The sequence below is a fragment of the Shewanella sp. NKUCC06_TVS genome, from assembly GCF_019345515.1.
In the GTDB taxonomy this organism is placed as follows: Bacteria; Pseudomonadota; Gammaproteobacteria; order Enterobacterales; family Shewanellaceae; genus Shewanella; species Shewanella oncorhynchi.
Genome location: NZ_JAHKQX010000010.1, coordinates 120,274 through 136,087 on the forward strand (window position 1 = coordinate 120,274; position 15,814 = coordinate 136,087).

Genomic DNA, 15,814 nt, shown 5'->3' on the forward strand with positions numbered 1-15,814 from the left:
CATGCAGCTAACATTAAAGTGCAAGAGCGGGCTATTTGAAGGCCGCAGGTTCATTTTGCAAGTTTCCATGCGCTTGTCTATAGCGCTTAGCTGAACATAAACAATTTATTTCGAGTAAAGGCAGATGTTACGCCTCGTTCTTTACCCTTTAATATTTACGGCTTAAGCCTGCACATAGTGCTGTCTGTGCCCGAGCCAACGTAAAATAATTGCATCGACTTTTTCGGGAGCTTGCGCCATTACATGGCTCGCTAATTTCTGAATGTGTGGGATCAAAGCTTGATCGCGCACCAGATCGGCAATTTTGAGCTCAGCCAGTCCCGTCTGCTTAGTGCCAAGCACTTCACCCGGACCACGAATTTCTAAATCTTTCTGCGCTATGATGAAACCATCATTGCTTTGTCTGAGTACACTCAGTCTTTGGGTGGCGGTATGGCTCAACGGCGCCTTGTAGAGTAACACACAATGGCTTGCGATGGCGCCTCGACCGACTCGTCCGCGCAGTTGATGTAGTTGTGCTAGACCTAAACGTTCAGGGTTTTCAATGATCATCAGGCTGGCATTGGGCACGTCGACGCCCACTTCAATCACGGTTGTCGCTACCAGTAGATGAATAATGCCTGCCTTAAAGTCGGCCATGATTTGCTGTTTCTCGGCGCTCTTTAATCTGCCATGCACTAGGCCAATATTGAGCTCGGGCAGGGCGAGGCGCAGTTCTTCGGCTGTGTCTTCGGCGGCTTGGCATTCGAGTACTTCGGATTCTTCAATCAGAGTACATACCCAATAGGCCTGACGTTGGTCGCTAATGACAGCGTTGCGGACCCGTTCAAGCACTTCGTTACGGCGTAAATCAGCAATCGCCACAGTGGTCACTGGAGTTCGCCCCGGCGGCAGCTCATCGATAATGGATGTGTCGAGATCTGCATAGGCCGTCATCGCCAGCGTGCGGGGAATGGGTGTGGCTGTCATGATCAATTGATGCGGGTGGAAACCTTGGCTCACGCCCTTTTCCCGCAGGCCTAAGCGTTGGTGTACGCCGAATCTGTGTTGCTCATCGATAATAATTAACGCGAGTTTGCTAAAGACCACATGCTGCTGGAAGATGGCATGGGTCCCAATCACCATCTGGGCTGCGCCAGATTCAATATCCGCAAGGGATTGGGTTCTGGCCTTGCCTTTAAGTTTTCCCGCCAGCCAACCTACCTTAAGTCCGAGTGGCTCAAACCAAGCGGCAAAGTTAGTTGCATGTTGCTCGGCCAATAACTCGGTCGGTGCCATCATGGCAACTTGATAACCGTTTTCAATCGCTTGTAATGCCGCCATCGCCGCGACTAAGGTTTTGCCAGAGCCAACATCCCCTTGCACTAAGCGCATCATAGGGTGCGGCTTTTCTAAATCTTTGCCTATATCGGCCACGACTCTTTGCTGGGCGCCTGTGGGCTTAAAGGGCAAAGCTGCGAGGAAAGGATTGAGCAACTGCCCCGTGGCCTGCATGGTAACCGCTGCATCTAAATTACTGCGCTGCCTTAGGCGTAGCATGCTGAGATTATGGGCGAGCAACTCTTCCTGCACGAGTCGCTGCTGGGCTGGGTGTTGGCCTAACTCTAAATCGAACTGAGAGATCCCCGCAGGAGGTCGATGCAGCGTCTGCAGCGCTTGTTTAAGGCTGATGTTATTAGGTTGCAACTGCGGTGGCAGCAGCTCAGTTAAACCGCCCTCTTCCAGCAATACCAAGGCTTGCTCGGTCAGCTTTAGCCAACTCGCCTGTTTTAAGCCCTCAGTCGTGGGATAAATCGGCGTTAGGGTATCACTCAGGTGAACATCTTCACCGGGATACACCACTTTATATTCTGGATGCACTATCTCAGCTTGATGACTACCACGGCGCACTTCACCGTAGGCGCGGATCATCAAACCATTTTGCATGGCATTACGCTGAGCAACGGAAAAGTTAAAGAAGCGCAGGCTTAAGCTGCCCGTATCGTCGCGCACATTGCAGACCAGCATGCGCTTGCGGCCTTGGATGATTTGTGTCGATTGGATTTCAGCTTCTATAGTGCCATAACCGCCTAGGCTGAGGGTGGCAATAGGATAGATTTGGGTTCTATCTTCGTAGCGCAGGGGTAAGTGAAACAGTAGATCTTGTACTGTTGTGATGCCGAGCTTTGCGAGTTTCTCCGCGACCTTTTTGGCGACGCCTTTGAGGTCGGTGATCGGAACAAGATCCAATTGCTGCAAGTCGTTAGCACTCAATCACTGTGAATTTATACATATATTAACAGAGAATAAGCGTAAGGCAATCTCAAGGGGAATGAGGGACTTATTTGCCAGCCTAGTTAACGTCATTTTGCGGCCCTTAGGTTTCGGCTAAGGCCGCAAAAAATTGTCGATATACAATCGTTCGACGGAAGTAAGTGTTCAACTGTGAGCGTGTTTACAACCAGCCTTTTTGCTTGGCAATGCGGGCTGCATCGATTCGATTACTGGCATTGAGTTTGGCTATGGCTTCTGAGAGGTAGTTGCGAACAGTCCCTTCGGCGATAAAAAGAGTTTCGGCGATGTCGGAGGTGGATTTGCCTTCGCTAGCGAGGCGAAGAGCACGGCGTTCTTTGTCGTTGAGCGGGTCGACATCGCCAATCGCCATCATGGCAAGTTCAGGATCGATCACTCGTTTTCCCGCCATCACTTGTTGAATCGCGTTGACTAAGGTTTCCGAGGGCGCATCTTTAAGCAGAAAGCCGCCCACACCCGCTTCGATGGCACGTTTAATATAGCCTGCACGGCCGAAGGTGGTAATGACCACAACCTTAGTTTGGCTATGTTGCTCCTTTAACCATGTGGCCAGCTCTAAGCCTGTGCGGCCGGGCATTTCGATATCAGTTAGCAAGAGATCAAAGCTTTGCTGTTTGAGTAAGCTTAGAGCTTCGTCGCCGTCACTCGCTTGGGTGATACTAAAACCCCCTGCAAGCGTAAGGAGTGCGGCGAGTGCTCCTCGCACCATAGCTTGATCTTCCGCCAATAAAATCTTCATTAATGTGTTGCTCCCTGCAAAGGTAAACTGACGGTAAATCTATATCCCTGTTCGAGATTATAGCTCAAGCTACCGCCTAAACTGTCGAGACGCTCGCGTATACCAGTGAGGCCATTACCCTCTATAAAAGGTTTGGCCGCGGCATTGTCTTTGACTTCTAGCAGCAGGCGGTCTGCTTGCTTAGAAAAGTGGATAGAGCATTCACTTGCACCGCTATGGCGAAGAATATTATTAATGAGTTCGGTGAGGATCAAACTCAGTTGGCTTTCTGTGCTTGCACCTAGCTTAGGTAGCTCACCACTGAGCTCGACACTTAAGCCTTTATCCCTTAAGGATTTACAAAGCTGCGTCACGCAACTCTCTAGGCCCTTGTGTTTGTAGTCTGACACTGTGTGGCGGATCTGGCTTAAACTTTCCCTCGCAATTTGTCCTAGCTCAATCAATTGGGTTGATGCGAGTTCATATTCTTGTTTTGCGATTAGCTTTTCGGCTAGCTCAGCCTTAAGGGCGATGGAAGATAGGCTATGCCCCATAATGTCGTGTAGATCCCGCGCGATACGTTCACGCTCAAGCATAGTGGCCAAGGTGGTAATTTCTTGGGCACTTTGCTGTTCTTTCAATTTATGCCGATAACGTCTGCGTTCGGCGACACCAAACATGCCCACGCCGAGCACTAATCCCGAGCCGTAAAGCGGAAAGTAGTAACTGTTAAAGTGGTAAATCTCATTGAGGGCAAACAGCAGGCCGATGAGGGCTGCAATAGCCAACAGACAGGTCCGGAGAGGATAAAAAAAGCCAATGAAGAAAGCGGCAAAGGTAAATAGCGAGATAGAGCCTGGGTTGATTGGTGTGATCGCTATTGCTATGGCCACCATAATGAGAATGGGCAGATAGGCGCTACGGCTATTGCACTTATAGGTCCAAAAATAACTGGCAATAAAAGGGATTAACACGGCAAAACTGAGGGCGATTTTCCAGCTTGGATAGGGATTTATGGCAAGTGGGATCAGATAAAACACTAAGTTTATCAAATACACCCAAGCAAGTTTTCGTTCGAGCTGAAGGGGAGTGCTTATCATGATGCCTCTGTGTCACTGAGTTGGTTGTTCAATGCCTACCGATGGCATCTGTTTTAATTTATTCTTTTTAGGGATTGGCGCTATCGTCAGCGCCATAGATCCCCGTTAACAACTTTGTCTATTTTGCACTTAATTGCTGATTTTGTTGAAGCAAAAATTTTGCCCAACCGTAATCTGCTTGTACTTTGATCGCTTGTTGCCAATCTTCAATCGCGCCTTGGCTATCGCCTAATTCCTGTTTAGCTAGCCCGCGCCACGTGTAAGCTTCGGCTTCACCCCAGCAAATATTGCCGCAAGGCTGAGCGAATCTTTCTATTGCTGTAGTGGCTAAGGTCTTAGCATTTTGCATGCTGCCGCCAAATATGGCTGGCGTGTTATAGGCGGCGATGGCTTTAACAAGCGCTACCCGTGGATTTTGTGGTTCTAATTGTTCAGCACCGGCAATCGCCTTGGCGGATTTCATGCCGAGCGTTGCACCTTTGCTATTGTCTAAGGCGATTTGCATGCCATAAACCGACGATAACAGGGCGAGGGATTCTGCATTCGCTTGGCTGGTTTCGAGTGCTTCTAATGTGGTTTGCGCTGTAGTCAGTGCGCTGCTAGCGAGTGTTTTTTGTCCCATTACATTGGCACTGATGGCTAAGCGATAGTTCGCATAGGCTTTATCATAATCTTGAGTGCTGCCGCTCAGTTGTTGTAATTGCGTTAGATTCATCGCATTCGAGGCCGCGTCTACGTTGGTGATGCTAGTGTTTGATGGCGTTGCTGCAAACGAGTGAGTACTGATAAGCACAAAGCTGGAGGCGAGGAGTAATGTTTTCATGGTATTTCCTTATTGAGTGAGTTTCCCAATGTTTGGGTACGGGCTCATTATCAGAAATTCGATAGAAGAAGTGCAGACACAAAGGTCATGTCTTTGGCATGACAAATGTCATCAGTTGAGTTGTGTGCTTATATTTTTTATGAGGTGTGCTTTAAAGAAGGTGCGTGATTAATAAAGTGGACAATACCTAGAGAGCAAAACACCGGAGAGACTCCGGTGTTTTTAATCGCAAATGAGCAGCTAAGTGTTATACCACAGCTTGAGTGCTTGCTTGGTTTATTAAGTAGCCCAAGTAACCTAAGTAGCACAGTAGTAATACTGAACCTTCGCGGCGGCCAATACGAAATCCTGTCCAAGCGAAAGGTAAAATCATGATGGCAAATGCCAACATCACGATGAAATCAAAGGGTTGGAAGCCAAGTGATGATACCGGCTGTACTATTGCAGTAATACCTAAAATACCCAAAATATTGAATATGTTAGAACCGACAACGTTACCTATGGCTATGTCACTCTGACCTTTCAGTGCCGCTAGAACAGAAGTTACTAACTCTGGCATACTGGTACCAATCGCCACGATCGTTAAGCCGATAATGACTTCACTGATACCGAAGGTCTTGGCTAAATCTACTGCGCCGTTGACAAACAAAATACCGCCACCGACTAACATACCAATACCGACTAAGATAAATAGGGCTGAAAGTAGCGGATTATTTGGACCTGCTTCAATCTCTTCCTCTTCATTACCATTTTTCGAGCTGATGTAACTAAAGGCTAAATAACCGAACAGTAGTGACAGCAATATCACACCGTCAATTAGGCTGAGCTCGCCATCTAACAAGAGTGCCCAGAACAACATAGAAGCCAATATCATCAAAGGGATATCACGCTTTACAACTTGAGATTGCACTTGAATAGGGCGGATAAGTGCCGTGATGGCTAAAATCAAACCTATGTTAGCAATGTTAGAGCCAATAACGTTACCTAAGGCGATACCGCTGTTTCCTGCTAGAGCAGACTTTACACTCACAGCCAGTTCTGGTGCGCTAGTACCAAAGGCTACAATAGTTAAGCCTATGATAAGTGGCGTAATGCCTAAACGTAGAGCGATTGAACTCGCGCCACGCACTAGGGCTTCTGCGCCTAAGGTTAAAATAATAAAACCGCCAATAATCGATAGTGTAATTAGCATCGTTAGACTCTGTTAAACCTAATATTGAATGGAAAAGTACAAGGGAATTGCCCCTTGGCCGACTGGCGCACATGATACGTGGTTTTATCGGATTTTGACAGAATATGTCATAAAAAAGCACACCCTAGGCGTGCTTAGTTTTAGCTGATGACCATACTCGCCAACTGATTGTTTGGCCTAGTTATTTTTGAGTTAATTCATCTTCCCAGCGGACTTGGGCGCCACGAATGCCGTCAACTCGTTCGCTAAAGGCTTTTTCAAGCACATGGCGTTTGATTTTGAGGGTAGGTGTGAGCGCATCATTCTCAATCGTCCAAGGATCACTGACCACGACAATCGCATCGACATGTTCGTGTGACTCTAAGTGCGGATTAACGCTATCGAGTGTCGCTTTGAGTGAGGTGCGGACTTCTTCGCGGGCTTGTAGATTTGCCCCTTCGGATAACTGCACTAGTGCGACGGGATGTGGCAGACCAGAGCCAATCACGCAGATCAGTTCAACATGGGGATCCTGTGCCAGTTTACGTTCGATAGGCACGGGCGCTACATATTTGCCCTTGGCGGTTTTAAAGTTGTCTTTCACTCGGCCAGTAATAGTGACACAACCATCGGCATCAATTGAGCACAGATCGCCTGTGTGGAAGAAACCATCAGCATCGAATGCCGCTGCGGTAGCTTCTGGCTGAAGATAATAAGCAGTCATTAATCCCGGACTCTTAAGCAGTAGCTCACCATCCTCGCCTTGGCGGATCTGGCAATCCTCTACTGGGCGGCCAACAGTACCAATTTTACGCGCATCAAAAGGATAGTTGATGATCGAATAGGCACAGTTTTCTGTCATACCCCAAGCTTCGCAGATATTAAGACCAATACTGTGATACCAGTGGATCAGTGATGGCGGAATTGGCGCCGAGCCAGAGCCGAGTAGACGACAATGGTTCAAGCCTAAACCCTTATGGATTTTGTATTTCACAAAGCTGCTAAGCAGGGGGATTTTCAACAATAGATTAAGTTTATTAACCCCAATTTTGTCGATAATGTTTTTCTGAAACAGGCTCCATAACCGTGGTACCGAGAAGAATACCGTTGGTTTTGCCCGTTGAACATCGACAACGAAGGAGTCGAGACTTTCAACGAAAGCCACCACACTACCTGAGTAGAAGGATGAGCCTTCAATCGCAACGCGCTCTGTGATGTGGGCTAAGGGTAAATAGGATAACAGTCTATCGTCGCCATCGGTGCGCAGGTCACGCACTACCGCTTGGCAAGTCCAGCCATAGCTGGCGAAGGTTTGAATCGCGCCCTTAGGTTGGCCAGTCGAGCCAGAGGTATAGATGAGTGTCATCACTTGGTCTGGAGTAGGCAGCGGGGCGTTAACTAAGGGGTACCCTAGCTTAAGCAACTGTTCCCATTGATATTGGGCTGGCATCGTATCATAGGGCATGGCAAGGCGTAGTAGCTCGCCGCCGACACCAGCCTCTTGGTCTGCCCAATGGTCAAGCTTGCCGAGAAAAATGGCTTTTGCACCACTGTGTTGCAGCACATACCGAATAGTATCTGTGTTGGCGGTAGGGTAAATAGGTACGCTGACATAGCCGCCGTGCATCAACGCGAGGTCGGTGATAAACCATTCGGCACAGTTTTTAGAGAGAACGGCAATTTTATCACCACGCTCTAAGCCTAAGTGATGTAAGGCTCCGGCAAGTTGTTGAACTTTTTCTTGAACTTCAGCCCAAGTAAAATCAAGGAATTGACCCTTGATCGGTTGGCGTAAATAGACTTGGTCCCCCTGAGTATTAGCCCAGTGCGCCAGCATTTCAATTGGCGTCTTAATCGCTGTATCCATTGGCAATTCCCTGTTATTTATTGTTCTTTTGGCTGTACCCAGTATGGCGAGTTTTGTGAGCTCGCGCAAATAGTTTACAAGATTGTAAAATATGAGAATGGAGCGCAAAGCCTACAAGTTGAGTGTGAAAGCAAGATGAAGAGAGTGGCAAGCGGGGGGGTTGGATTGTGTTGGCAACAAAAAGGCGCCGTAGCGCCTTTTCGTTTATAGAAGGTGAAATGCTAGTGCTTACAGCTCCATCACGCCGTCCATTTCAACTTGAGAATCCTTCGGCAATTGCTTCACGCCGATAGCAGCACGGGCTGGGTATGGCTGGCTGAAGTAACGGCTCATGATTTCATTCACTTTAGCGAAGTGGCTTAAATCAATCAGGAAGATGTTGAGCTTAACGATATCGTTGATTGAACCGCCCGCAGCAGTACAAACTGCCGTCAGGTTTTTAAATACTTGCACGACTTGTGCTTCAAAATCATCGCTGACAATTTGCATTGTGCTTGGCACGAGCGGGATCTGGCCAGATAAATACACTGTGCTGCCGACTTTAACCGCTTGTGAATACGTGCCTATGGCCGCTGGGGCGTTTTCGGTCGCTATGATGATTTTTTCTGCCATGACGCTCTCTCTAGTGTTGAGTTAATTAACGATTACGGGACGTGCGCAGTACTTCGGGCAGTACCCTAATTCGGCGCATCACGTTGGCTAAATGGATCCTGTCTTTCACCGAAATCCGCAGGTTGATCAAATACACGCGACCATCACGTTCTTCAGTGCTGAGGTTGTGAATGTTTGAACCTTCGGCGGCAATGATCGAGGTGATCTTCGCCAGTGCACCTTGGTGGTTAACAATTTCCACCCGCAGATTGGCTTGGTAATCAACGCCTTCAACATTATCCCATTGTACGGGAATATACTTGTCTGGCTCGCCTTGATAACCACGAATATTGGCGCAGTTTTCCATGTGTACCACTAAGCCCTTACCTTGGCTCACGTGGGCAATCACGGCATCACCAGGAATTGGGCGGCAACAGTTAGCAAAGGTAACGAGCATGCCTTCGGCGCCACGAATTGGCATCATGTGGCCGTCGCGACTTTCTTGATTCTCAAGATTATCGCCAATCAAACGCTGGGCGATAACAATACTCATGGCATTGCCAAGGCCGATGTCGGCGAGCAGCGAATCGAGCGTCGTATGTTTAGTATCGCGGATCACTTTTTCAATCTGCTCAGGCGCAATGCTATCGAGTTTAGTTTTGCCTAGCGCATGGTTGAGCAGGCGGCGACCAAGCGCAATCGCATCATCACCTTTAAGGCTTTTCAGCACTTGGCGGATTTTAGCGCGAGCTTTACCGGTTACCACAAAGTTCAGCCAAGCGGCATTAGGACGGGCGCCTTTAGCGGTAATGATTTCAACGGTTTGGCCTGAAATTAACGGTTGACTAAGCGGATACGCTTGGCGGTTAACACGGGCGCCGACGCAGGTATTACCTACGTCCGTATGCACTTCGTAGGCAAAGTCTACCGCGGTGGCATTGACGGGTAATTCCAGAATGCGACCTTCAGGGGTGAACACATAAATCTCTTCAGGGAAGAGTTCCGTCTTCACGTTTTCAACGAATTCGAATGAGGTGCTAGCGCTTTGTTGTAACTCCAACAAGCTTTGCATCCACTTACGGGCACGCACTTGAGTCGTCGTGCCTTGGCCTGTTTGCGCACCGCCTTTGTAGGCCCAGTGTGCAGCTACCCCTTTGTCGGCCATCTGGTCCATATCTTCGGTACGAATTTGGATCTCAACGGGCACACCGTGTGGACCAAATAAAGAGGTATGGAGAGACTGATAACCGTTGGCTTTGGGGATAGCGATATAATCTTTGAAACGACCGGGACGAGGTTTGTACAGTCCGTGCATGGCACCGAGTACGCGATAACAAGTGTCGATGGAATCGACTATCACCCTAAAGGCGTAGATATCCATCACTTCTTGGAATTGCAGTTCTTTACTCTGCATCTTGTTATAGATGGAGTAGAGGTTTTTCTCGCGACCTTTGACTTTTCCCGGAATACCCGCATCGTTTAAGCGCGTATACACAGCGGCTTCAATGCCTTGGATCAATTCTTTGCGATTGCCACGGGCGGCTTTAACGACTTCTTTAAGCACCCGATATCGCATTGGATAATAAGCTTGGAAACCTAAGTCTTCTAACTCTGTCTTGATGTTATGGATACCAAGACGGTTAGCGATGGGCGCGTAGATTTCTAAGGTTTCGCGGGCGATACGGCGACGTTTGTCGGGACGCAGTGCGCCTAAGGTACGCATGTTGTGGGTTCTATCGGCAAGCTTGATGAGGATAACGCGGATATCCTGCGTCATCGCCATCATCATTTTACGGAAGTTTTCAGCCTGAGCTTCTTTCTTGTCGCGAAATTTAAGCTTATCGAGTTTTGACACGCCTTCGACGAGTTCGGCCACCGCGGCACCGAATAGTTCGGCTAAATCGTCTTTGGTGACATGGGTATCTTCGATAGTGTCGTGGAGCAGTGCTGCCATCAGCGTCTCATGATCAAGACGCATGTCAGCAAGGATGCGGGCAACCGCAACCGGATGAGTAATATAAGGTTCGCCACTCGTGCGCATTTGCCCTTCGTGGGCATCGCGCGCAATCTGGTACGCCTGCTTGAGCAATTCTACCTGTTCAGGTTCTAAGTAACCGGAAGCAGACTCCTTTAGACCTTCAAACAGATACAAGTGGCAGCTCTCCCTTTACCTAAATAGGTTTTTACTCAAAAACTATAATGAACGACCTTCAGCAATGGCTGCAACCGCTGCAATTTCAGCGGCTTCACGTTCACGTACCGTTTGACGCTCATCGGCATCTAAGGTGTGAGCATTAACTAAACCTAGTTCGATTTCACGCAGGGCGATAACCGTGGGTTTGTCGTTCATCTCTTCAACCATAGGGTCTTTACCCTGCACGGCGATTTGGCGAGCACGACGCGCCGCAACCAAGATCATATCAAAACGGTTGCCGATTTGTTCTACGGCGTCTTCTACAGTTACGCGAGCCATGTGTTGAAACTCCAGTTTATCTAGGGAAAAAATGACGCAAAATTGTACACTATGACAGCTATCCTGCCAACAGATCGTGAAGCATATCATTTTGCGCGTGGATCTGACTAGCACCTGTTAAGCGCTGACTGCGAATGATGGCACGCAAATCGGCTAAGGCAGTGTCAAAATCGTCGTTGACGATAATAAAATCATATTCTTTATAGTGGGACATTTCCGATACGGCTTGTGCCATACGGCTGGCGATAACATCGCTACTGTCTTGTCCGCGACCAGTGAGGCGGCGCTCTAGCTCGGCTTTAGAGGGTGGTAGAATAAACACACCAACGGCTTCTGGCATCACGGCTTTAACTTGTTCGGCACCTTGCCAGTCGATATCGAGGAAAACATCGATACCTTGGGTGAGCGTATGCTCGATCACATGGCGCGAGGTACCATAGTAATTGCCAAACACTTCTGCCCATTCAAAAAAGGCATTTTCAGCAATTAAGGCTTTGAATTGCTCAACATTAACGAAGTGATAGTGTTGACCATCAACTTCACCTGGGCGTGGTGCGCGGGTGGTATGAGATACCGAAACCTGCATGTCGGCTGGCTTGTCTTTAAGCAAGGCTGAAATCAACGAGGATTTACCTGCGCCACTTGGCGCCGACACAATAAATAAATTTCCGCGTGCGGTCATGAGCTAAATATCCAATGGGTTAACGCAAGAAGGGCCCAGAAAGCCGAGCATTATACCGATTTTGACCATAGAAATACTAGGGCTTGTTGGCTGGCAATTTAAGCCTATTTTAGATTTACTTCGATATTATGTGCATTTTTATCCGACTTGGGTCGTAGGCACTGACAATTGCGGGTAAATTGGTTACGCTCGTGCGAATAAGGCAATGAGTGTCTTTTTGTATCTCGTTTTTACAACAATAAAGGAAGGGTCGTGCTGTTAAAATCTCTTTTCTGCCTTCACGGGCGTGATTCTCGTCCCCGTTTTGTCGCAATCAGTGTTGGCGTTTATGTCTGTATTGCATTTGCAGCCGCTGCTTTTGGGGCTAATTTTCTGATGTATTTGCTGGCATTGTTGGGTCTACCTTTATTAGGGCTCACCAGTTTGCGTCGTTTGGCCGATGCCGATAAGTCAAAAGGCTTGATTGGCGTATTCCTATTGCCGTTAATAATTTTCATCGGCCTGTTAGCGGCCGATGTGCATATTGCCTTAATTGGATTGAGTTTAGTGTTAGCCGCGGGACTGACATTTTGGGGCTGGCGCTTTCCTGCACCAACGATAGTGGATTATCGCTACGGTTATTTCGGTCCTGAGCTGGATGCACCAACATCACAGGCAATGCCTAGGCGCCGTGTGGAACCGACTATCGTTCCTAAAACCATCGCACCTAAAACCATAGATCCTAAAATCGTAGATCCTAACACTATAGACGCTAAAGCCATGGCATCTAAAACTGCCATAGATCCTAACATCATTGACCCTAAACCTATTGTTGCTCAAGACGTTGCCGTAAGACAATCGGCAAAATCTACCTCTCATATTCAAGCACAACCTCAAGCTGAAAGGCATGAGCCGCATGTTGATCAGCTTCATGCCCAAACCATTAGTGCTGAGACTGTGTCTGAGCCAGAGGTCGATTTATCGACCCATGTTGAATCTGTTTTAACATCGCCGAGGGTTGAGCCGAGTGTTAGCGCGGCGGAGGCAGAGCGAGAGGCGTTGCGTCAAGATGAACTGCGCTTCGATGCCCTTACTCGGATGACGCAGAATCCTGCCGATTTTGTGGTGCCAGACAGTCATGCAGATTTCCGTCCTGCTAATACTAGCCGCGTTGAACAGACCCACATTGAGTTGGTCGATGTCGATGTGGACAATGTTGATTTGAAACATGTCGACTTTACTGCGGCGCAATTAGATCCTGCCGAGCGTAGTGCTGAACCCGGTTGGCGTTTTACCGCCGAAGAAGATGACGAGCCTGACAGCTTTAACGATAGAGATCATGCCGAAGAAGTGCGTCAGCGCCGCGCCGAAGCAAAAGATTCTGGTTCGATGACTGAGCTATTTCGCGGTTTATTTGAGTTTTTGGCGCCACTAAAGCGTTTCTTGGTGTTGCCTAAGATTAAACTGCCGAAAGTGGAACGCCGTTATTGGCGCCCAGCAGGAATTGGCTGTTGCGTGGTGCTCTTGATTGCCTTGGTGTGGGGCCTTTGGCCAAATGGCGACGCAGAAACGGGTGATGGTGCAGAAGTTGTCACGGTTAACGCGATTGCGCCCTATGCGGGTGAGCGGGTGACGCTCGCGTTACCGGACGGTTTTTCTGTGGCGCTGGAGGATGACATCTTGATCATGCGTTGGCTCGGTGAGAAAGGTAAAGCACAAAATCTGTGGTCCTTAGCGACGGCAAAGGGAGATAAAACTTGCAGCGTCTTATCCTTTAACAATGGCACTGACTATCGCCCTGTGACTGTGGATCTGAAAGCGGATTCCGCTTCAGAGGCGCGATTCTCACCACTCGATACTCAGGCCATCATTATTGATCTCGCCCGTCGAGGTAATATTAGCCTGTGTGGTTATAAGTTCAGTCTTAAGGGCAGCCAAGCGATATTGGAACAAAATCGCACCTTTGGCGATTATATTGCTCGTTAAAAAAGTCTGCAGCTAAGTCGATAAAAATTCTGCTTAAATGCTAGTCACAATTAGAGGGGTAGATTACACTTTTGCTCCTCTTTTTCTCAAACCGTACTTTAGGTTGTTTAGGTCGATGCGGTTTGGAGAAACACCTTTAAATTTGAACTGAATATATCAATCCAGCATGAATACAGAATTGACCTTAGTCATTATGGCTGCGGGGCTAGGTAGTCGTTTCGGCGGCGATAAGCAATTGGCGGCACTCGGCCCCGCGGGTGAACCCATGTTGGTGCTATCAATCATGTCGGCCATTCGCAGTGGTTTTCAGCGTGCTGTGCTGGTGATCCGCCCAGAATTAGAAAGTGAATTAACTGAGATTCTGACACGATTTTTGCCAGCCGATTTTGAATATCATTTTTGCTATCAAGTCTTAACGGATTTACCCGAAGCGGCGCAGTTGGCGGATCTTAGTCACAGGCTTAAACCTTGGGGCACGGCCCATGCACTCTGGAGTGCGCGCCATCTCGTTAAAGGGCCAATGGCCGTTATCAATGCCGATGATTTTTATGGTGATAGCGCTTTTGTTTCCTTAGCGAAAGGTTTAAGCATGAGGCCAACTGAGTGGATGATGGTGGCCTATCCCATAGAACTCACGTTGTCGGAACACGGTGGCGTTAATCGTGGTTTGTGTCAGGTTGAAAATGGTCAGCTTAAATCGGTCGCCGAATGGCTCAATATCGCCGAGCAAGCTGGCCACTTAATGGGTGATGGCCCGCAGGGTCATGCTAATTTGCCGGCGCACTCCTTGGTCTCTATGACATGCTGGGGCTTCTCCCCAAGCATATTTGATGTTATTAAACGTGAATTAACCGAATTTATCGGGCAACAGGGTCAACAACCTAAGTCTGAATGTTACTTGCCCGCCATAGTACAAGCGGGCATTGAGCAAGGTTTGCCTGTCTATGTCGATGTTGCCTGTGAGCCCTGGCTTGGCGTGACTTATCCGCAGGACACTGTCTGGGTAAAACAAAAATTAACGGAGTTATTGAGTGATAAAACTCATCAGGCAGTCAGTGTTGCCTCATTTTGGTATTGAAGCTGCCGAGGCGAAAATTTCTGCCCTCGGTAATGGCCACATCAATGACACCCTTTTGGTGCGCTGGCCTGCGGGCGAATTGGTATTGCAGCGAATTAACACTGAGGTATTTAAAACACCCAACGCTTTGGTCTGCAATGCCGATAAAATTAGCCATCATTTATGCGCTAAGTCGTTGCAGCAACAATACGGCCTGAAAGTCGTTAGCCCTTGTTTAACCCAAGAGGGTGAGCTGGCTATCGATTTAGGCGAGCAAGGATTTTGGCGTGCGATCAGTTACTTGCCCCATAGTCTTAGCATTGAAGTGGTTAAGTCGGAACAAGAAGCGGAAATGGCGGCTAAGGCCTTTGGGCATTTTGCCTCTGCCTTAAGTGATTTTGATGCGACAGAGCTTGAAGATGTGATCCCCCAATTTCACCATTTACCGGGACGCATGGCCTTACTAAAGCAGGCCGCTGAACTCGATAGTCAACATCGCTTAGCGCTCTGTCGTCATTGGGTCGATTACGCGTTATCTCAGCAGGCTTTGCTGGATGAACTTGCAGAAATATCGCCAAAGCTGCCACTGCGAATTTGTCATAACGACACTAAAATCAATAACATGCTTTTTGATAAACGCGACATGTCCAGCATGGCGATTATCGATTTAGATACCTGCATGAAAGGTCATCTTATGTATGACTTCGGCGACATGGTACGCACTTTCTGCTCGCCAGAGGAGGAAGACTCTACGGCCTTGGATAAAGTCCAAGTGCGTCAAGACATCTTCGCCGCGATTTGCCGTGGCTACTTGAGCGAGTTGGGTGACGTCTTAACGGAAGACGAAAAGCGCAGTCTGTGGCTCGGTGCTCGGGTGATTTGTTTGATGATAGGTGTGCGTTTTTTAACGGATTATCTTAACGGTGATGTGTATTTCCACATCCACCGCGAAGGCCATAATTTAGACCGCGCGGCCAACCAGTTTACCTTGTACCAAAGCTTGCTCGACCAAGAGGCTGCGCTTAAAGCTAATTTCTAATTCAGCGCTTGGATATCTGTGCATTGGTATTTGTGT

13 protein-coding genes are annotated in these 15,814 nt (G+C 48.3%); 3 read left to right on the forward strand and 10 right to left on the reverse strand.

Features of this window, described 5'->3' with window-relative positions; all coding sequences use genetic code 11:
• Nucleotides 1–162 precede the first annotated feature (162 nt).
• The 10 genes from recG to gmk form a co-directional block, all read right to left on the reverse strand.
• Nucleotides 163–2,238 (reverse strand): ATP-dependent DNA helicase RecG, encoded by a 2,076-nt coding sequence (gene recG / locus KO531_RS12860; protein WP_219251364.1) that lies wholly within the window; start codon nt 2,236–2,238, stop codon nt 163–165.
• 196 nt (nt 2,239–2,434) lie between these two features.
• Nucleotides 2,435–3,031, reverse strand: a complete 597-nt coding sequence (locus tag KO531_RS12865) for a response regulator transcription factor (RefSeq protein ID WP_198572537.1) — start codon at nt 3,029–3,031, stop codon at nt 2,435–2,437.
• A complete protein-coding gene (locus KO531_RS12870; protein ID WP_219251365.1) occupies nt 3,031–4,110 on the reverse strand; it encodes a sensor histidine kinase in 1,080 nt (359 codons plus the stop codon). The genes KO531_RS12865 and KO531_RS12870 overlap by 1 nt, the downstream gene beginning before the upstream one ends.
• Nucleotides 4,111–4,228: 118 nt before the next feature.
• The gene (locus KO531_RS12875; protein ID WP_219251366.1) at nt 4,229–4,933 is read right to left on the reverse strand and encodes a tetratricopeptide repeat protein; all 705 of its coding nucleotides are present in this window, start codon (nt 4,931–4,933) and stop codon (nt 4,229–4,231) included.
• 247 nt (nt 4,934–5,180) lie between these two features.
• On the reverse strand, nt 5,181–6,125 hold the full coding sequence (locus KO531_RS12880; protein ID WP_105251158.1) for a calcium/sodium antiporter: 945 nt from the start codon (nt 6,123–6,125) through the stop codon (nt 5,181–5,183).
• Nucleotides 6,126–6,306: 181 nt separating this feature from the next.
• The gene (locus KO531_RS12885) at nt 6,307–7,971 is read right to left on the reverse strand and encodes an AMP-binding protein (protein ID WP_219251367.1); all 1,665 of its coding nucleotides are present in this window, start codon (nt 7,969–7,971) and stop codon (nt 6,307–6,309) included.
• 228 nt (nt 7,972–8,199) lie between these two features.
• On the reverse strand, nt 8,200–8,583 hold the full coding sequence (locus KO531_RS12890; protein ID WP_212600294.1) for a RidA family protein: 384 nt from the start codon (nt 8,581–8,583) through the stop codon (nt 8,200–8,202).
• Nucleotides 8,584–8,608: 25 nt separating this feature from the next.
• The gene (spoT, locus tag KO531_RS12895; RefSeq protein ID WP_219251368.1) at nt 8,609–10,714 is read right to left on the reverse strand and encodes a bifunctional GTP diphosphokinase/guanosine-3',5'-bis pyrophosphate 3'-pyrophosphohydrolase; all 2,106 of its coding nucleotides are present in this window, start codon (nt 10,712–10,714) and stop codon (nt 8,609–8,611) included.
• Between the two features lie 42 nt (nt 10,715–10,756).
• Nucleotides 10,757–11,035 (reverse strand): DNA-directed RNA polymerase subunit omega, encoded by a 279-nt coding sequence (rpoZ, locus tag KO531_RS12900; protein WP_007651394.1) that lies wholly within the window; start codon nt 11,033–11,035, stop codon nt 10,757–10,759.
• Nucleotides 11,036–11,093: 58 nt separating this feature from the next.
• Nucleotides 11,094–11,717, reverse strand: a complete 624-nt coding sequence (gmk, locus tag KO531_RS12905; protein WP_105251162.1) for a guanylate kinase — start codon at nt 11,715–11,717, stop codon at nt 11,094–11,096.
• Nucleotides 11,718–11,969: 252 nt separating this feature from the next.
• Between gmk and KO531_RS12910 the strand changes: the two genes are divergently transcribed.
• From KO531_RS12910 to KO531_RS12920, 3 genes are all read left to right on the forward strand, one after another.
• Entirely contained in the window at nt 11,970–13,682 is a 1,713-nt protein-coding gene (locus KO531_RS12910; protein WP_219251369.1) for a hypothetical protein, read from the forward strand.
• Nucleotides 13,683–13,848: 166 nt separating this feature from the next.
• Nucleotides 13,849–14,760 (forward strand): NTP transferase domain-containing protein, encoded by a 912-nt coding sequence (locus KO531_RS12915; protein WP_219251370.1) that lies wholly within the window; start codon nt 13,849–13,851, stop codon nt 14,758–14,760.
• Nucleotides 14,714–15,778: an aminoglycoside phosphotransferase family protein gene (locus tag KO531_RS12920; protein WP_219251371.1), complete on the forward strand. Its 1,065-nt coding sequence runs from the start codon at nt 14,714–14,716 to the stop codon at nt 15,776–15,778. Before KO531_RS12915 ends, KO531_RS12920 begins: the two co-directional genes overlap by 47 nt.
• Nucleotides 15,779–15,814 lie beyond the last annotated feature (36 nt).

Coding starts and splice junctions, on each gene's coding strand:
- KO531_RS12875 (WP_219251366.1), bottom strand. CDS start 4,933: ATGAAAACATTACTCCTCGCCTCCAGCTTTGTGCTTATCAGTACTCAC.
- KO531_RS12865 (WP_198572537.1), bottom strand. CDS start 3,031: ATGAAGATTTTATTGGCGGAAGATCAAGCTATGGTGCGAGGAGCACTC.
- rpoZ (WP_007651394.1), bottom strand. CDS start 11,035: ATGGCTCGCGTAACTGTAGAAGACGCCGTAGAACAAATCGGCAACCGT.
- KO531_RS12880 (WP_105251158.1), bottom strand. CDS start 6,125: ATGCTAATTACACTATCGATTATTGGCGGTTTTATTATTTTAACCTTA.
- KO531_RS12915 (WP_219251370.1), top strand. CDS start 13,849: ATGAATACAGAATTGACCTTAGTCATTATGGCTGCGGGGCTAGGTAGT.
- KO531_RS12890 (WP_212600294.1), bottom strand. CDS start 8,583: ATGGCAGAAAAAATCATCATAGCGACCGAAAACGCCCCAGCGGCCATA.
- KO531_RS12885 (WP_219251367.1), bottom strand. CDS start 7,971: ATGGATACAGCGATTAAGACGCCAATTGAAATGCTGGCGCACTGGGCT.
- gmk (WP_105251162.1), bottom strand. CDS start 11,717: ATGACCGCACGCGGAAATTTATTTATTGTGTCGGCGCCAAGTGGCGCA.
- KO531_RS12870 (WP_219251365.1), bottom strand. CDS start 4,110: ATGATAAGCACTCCCCTTCAGCTCGAACGAAAACTTGCTTGGGTGTAT.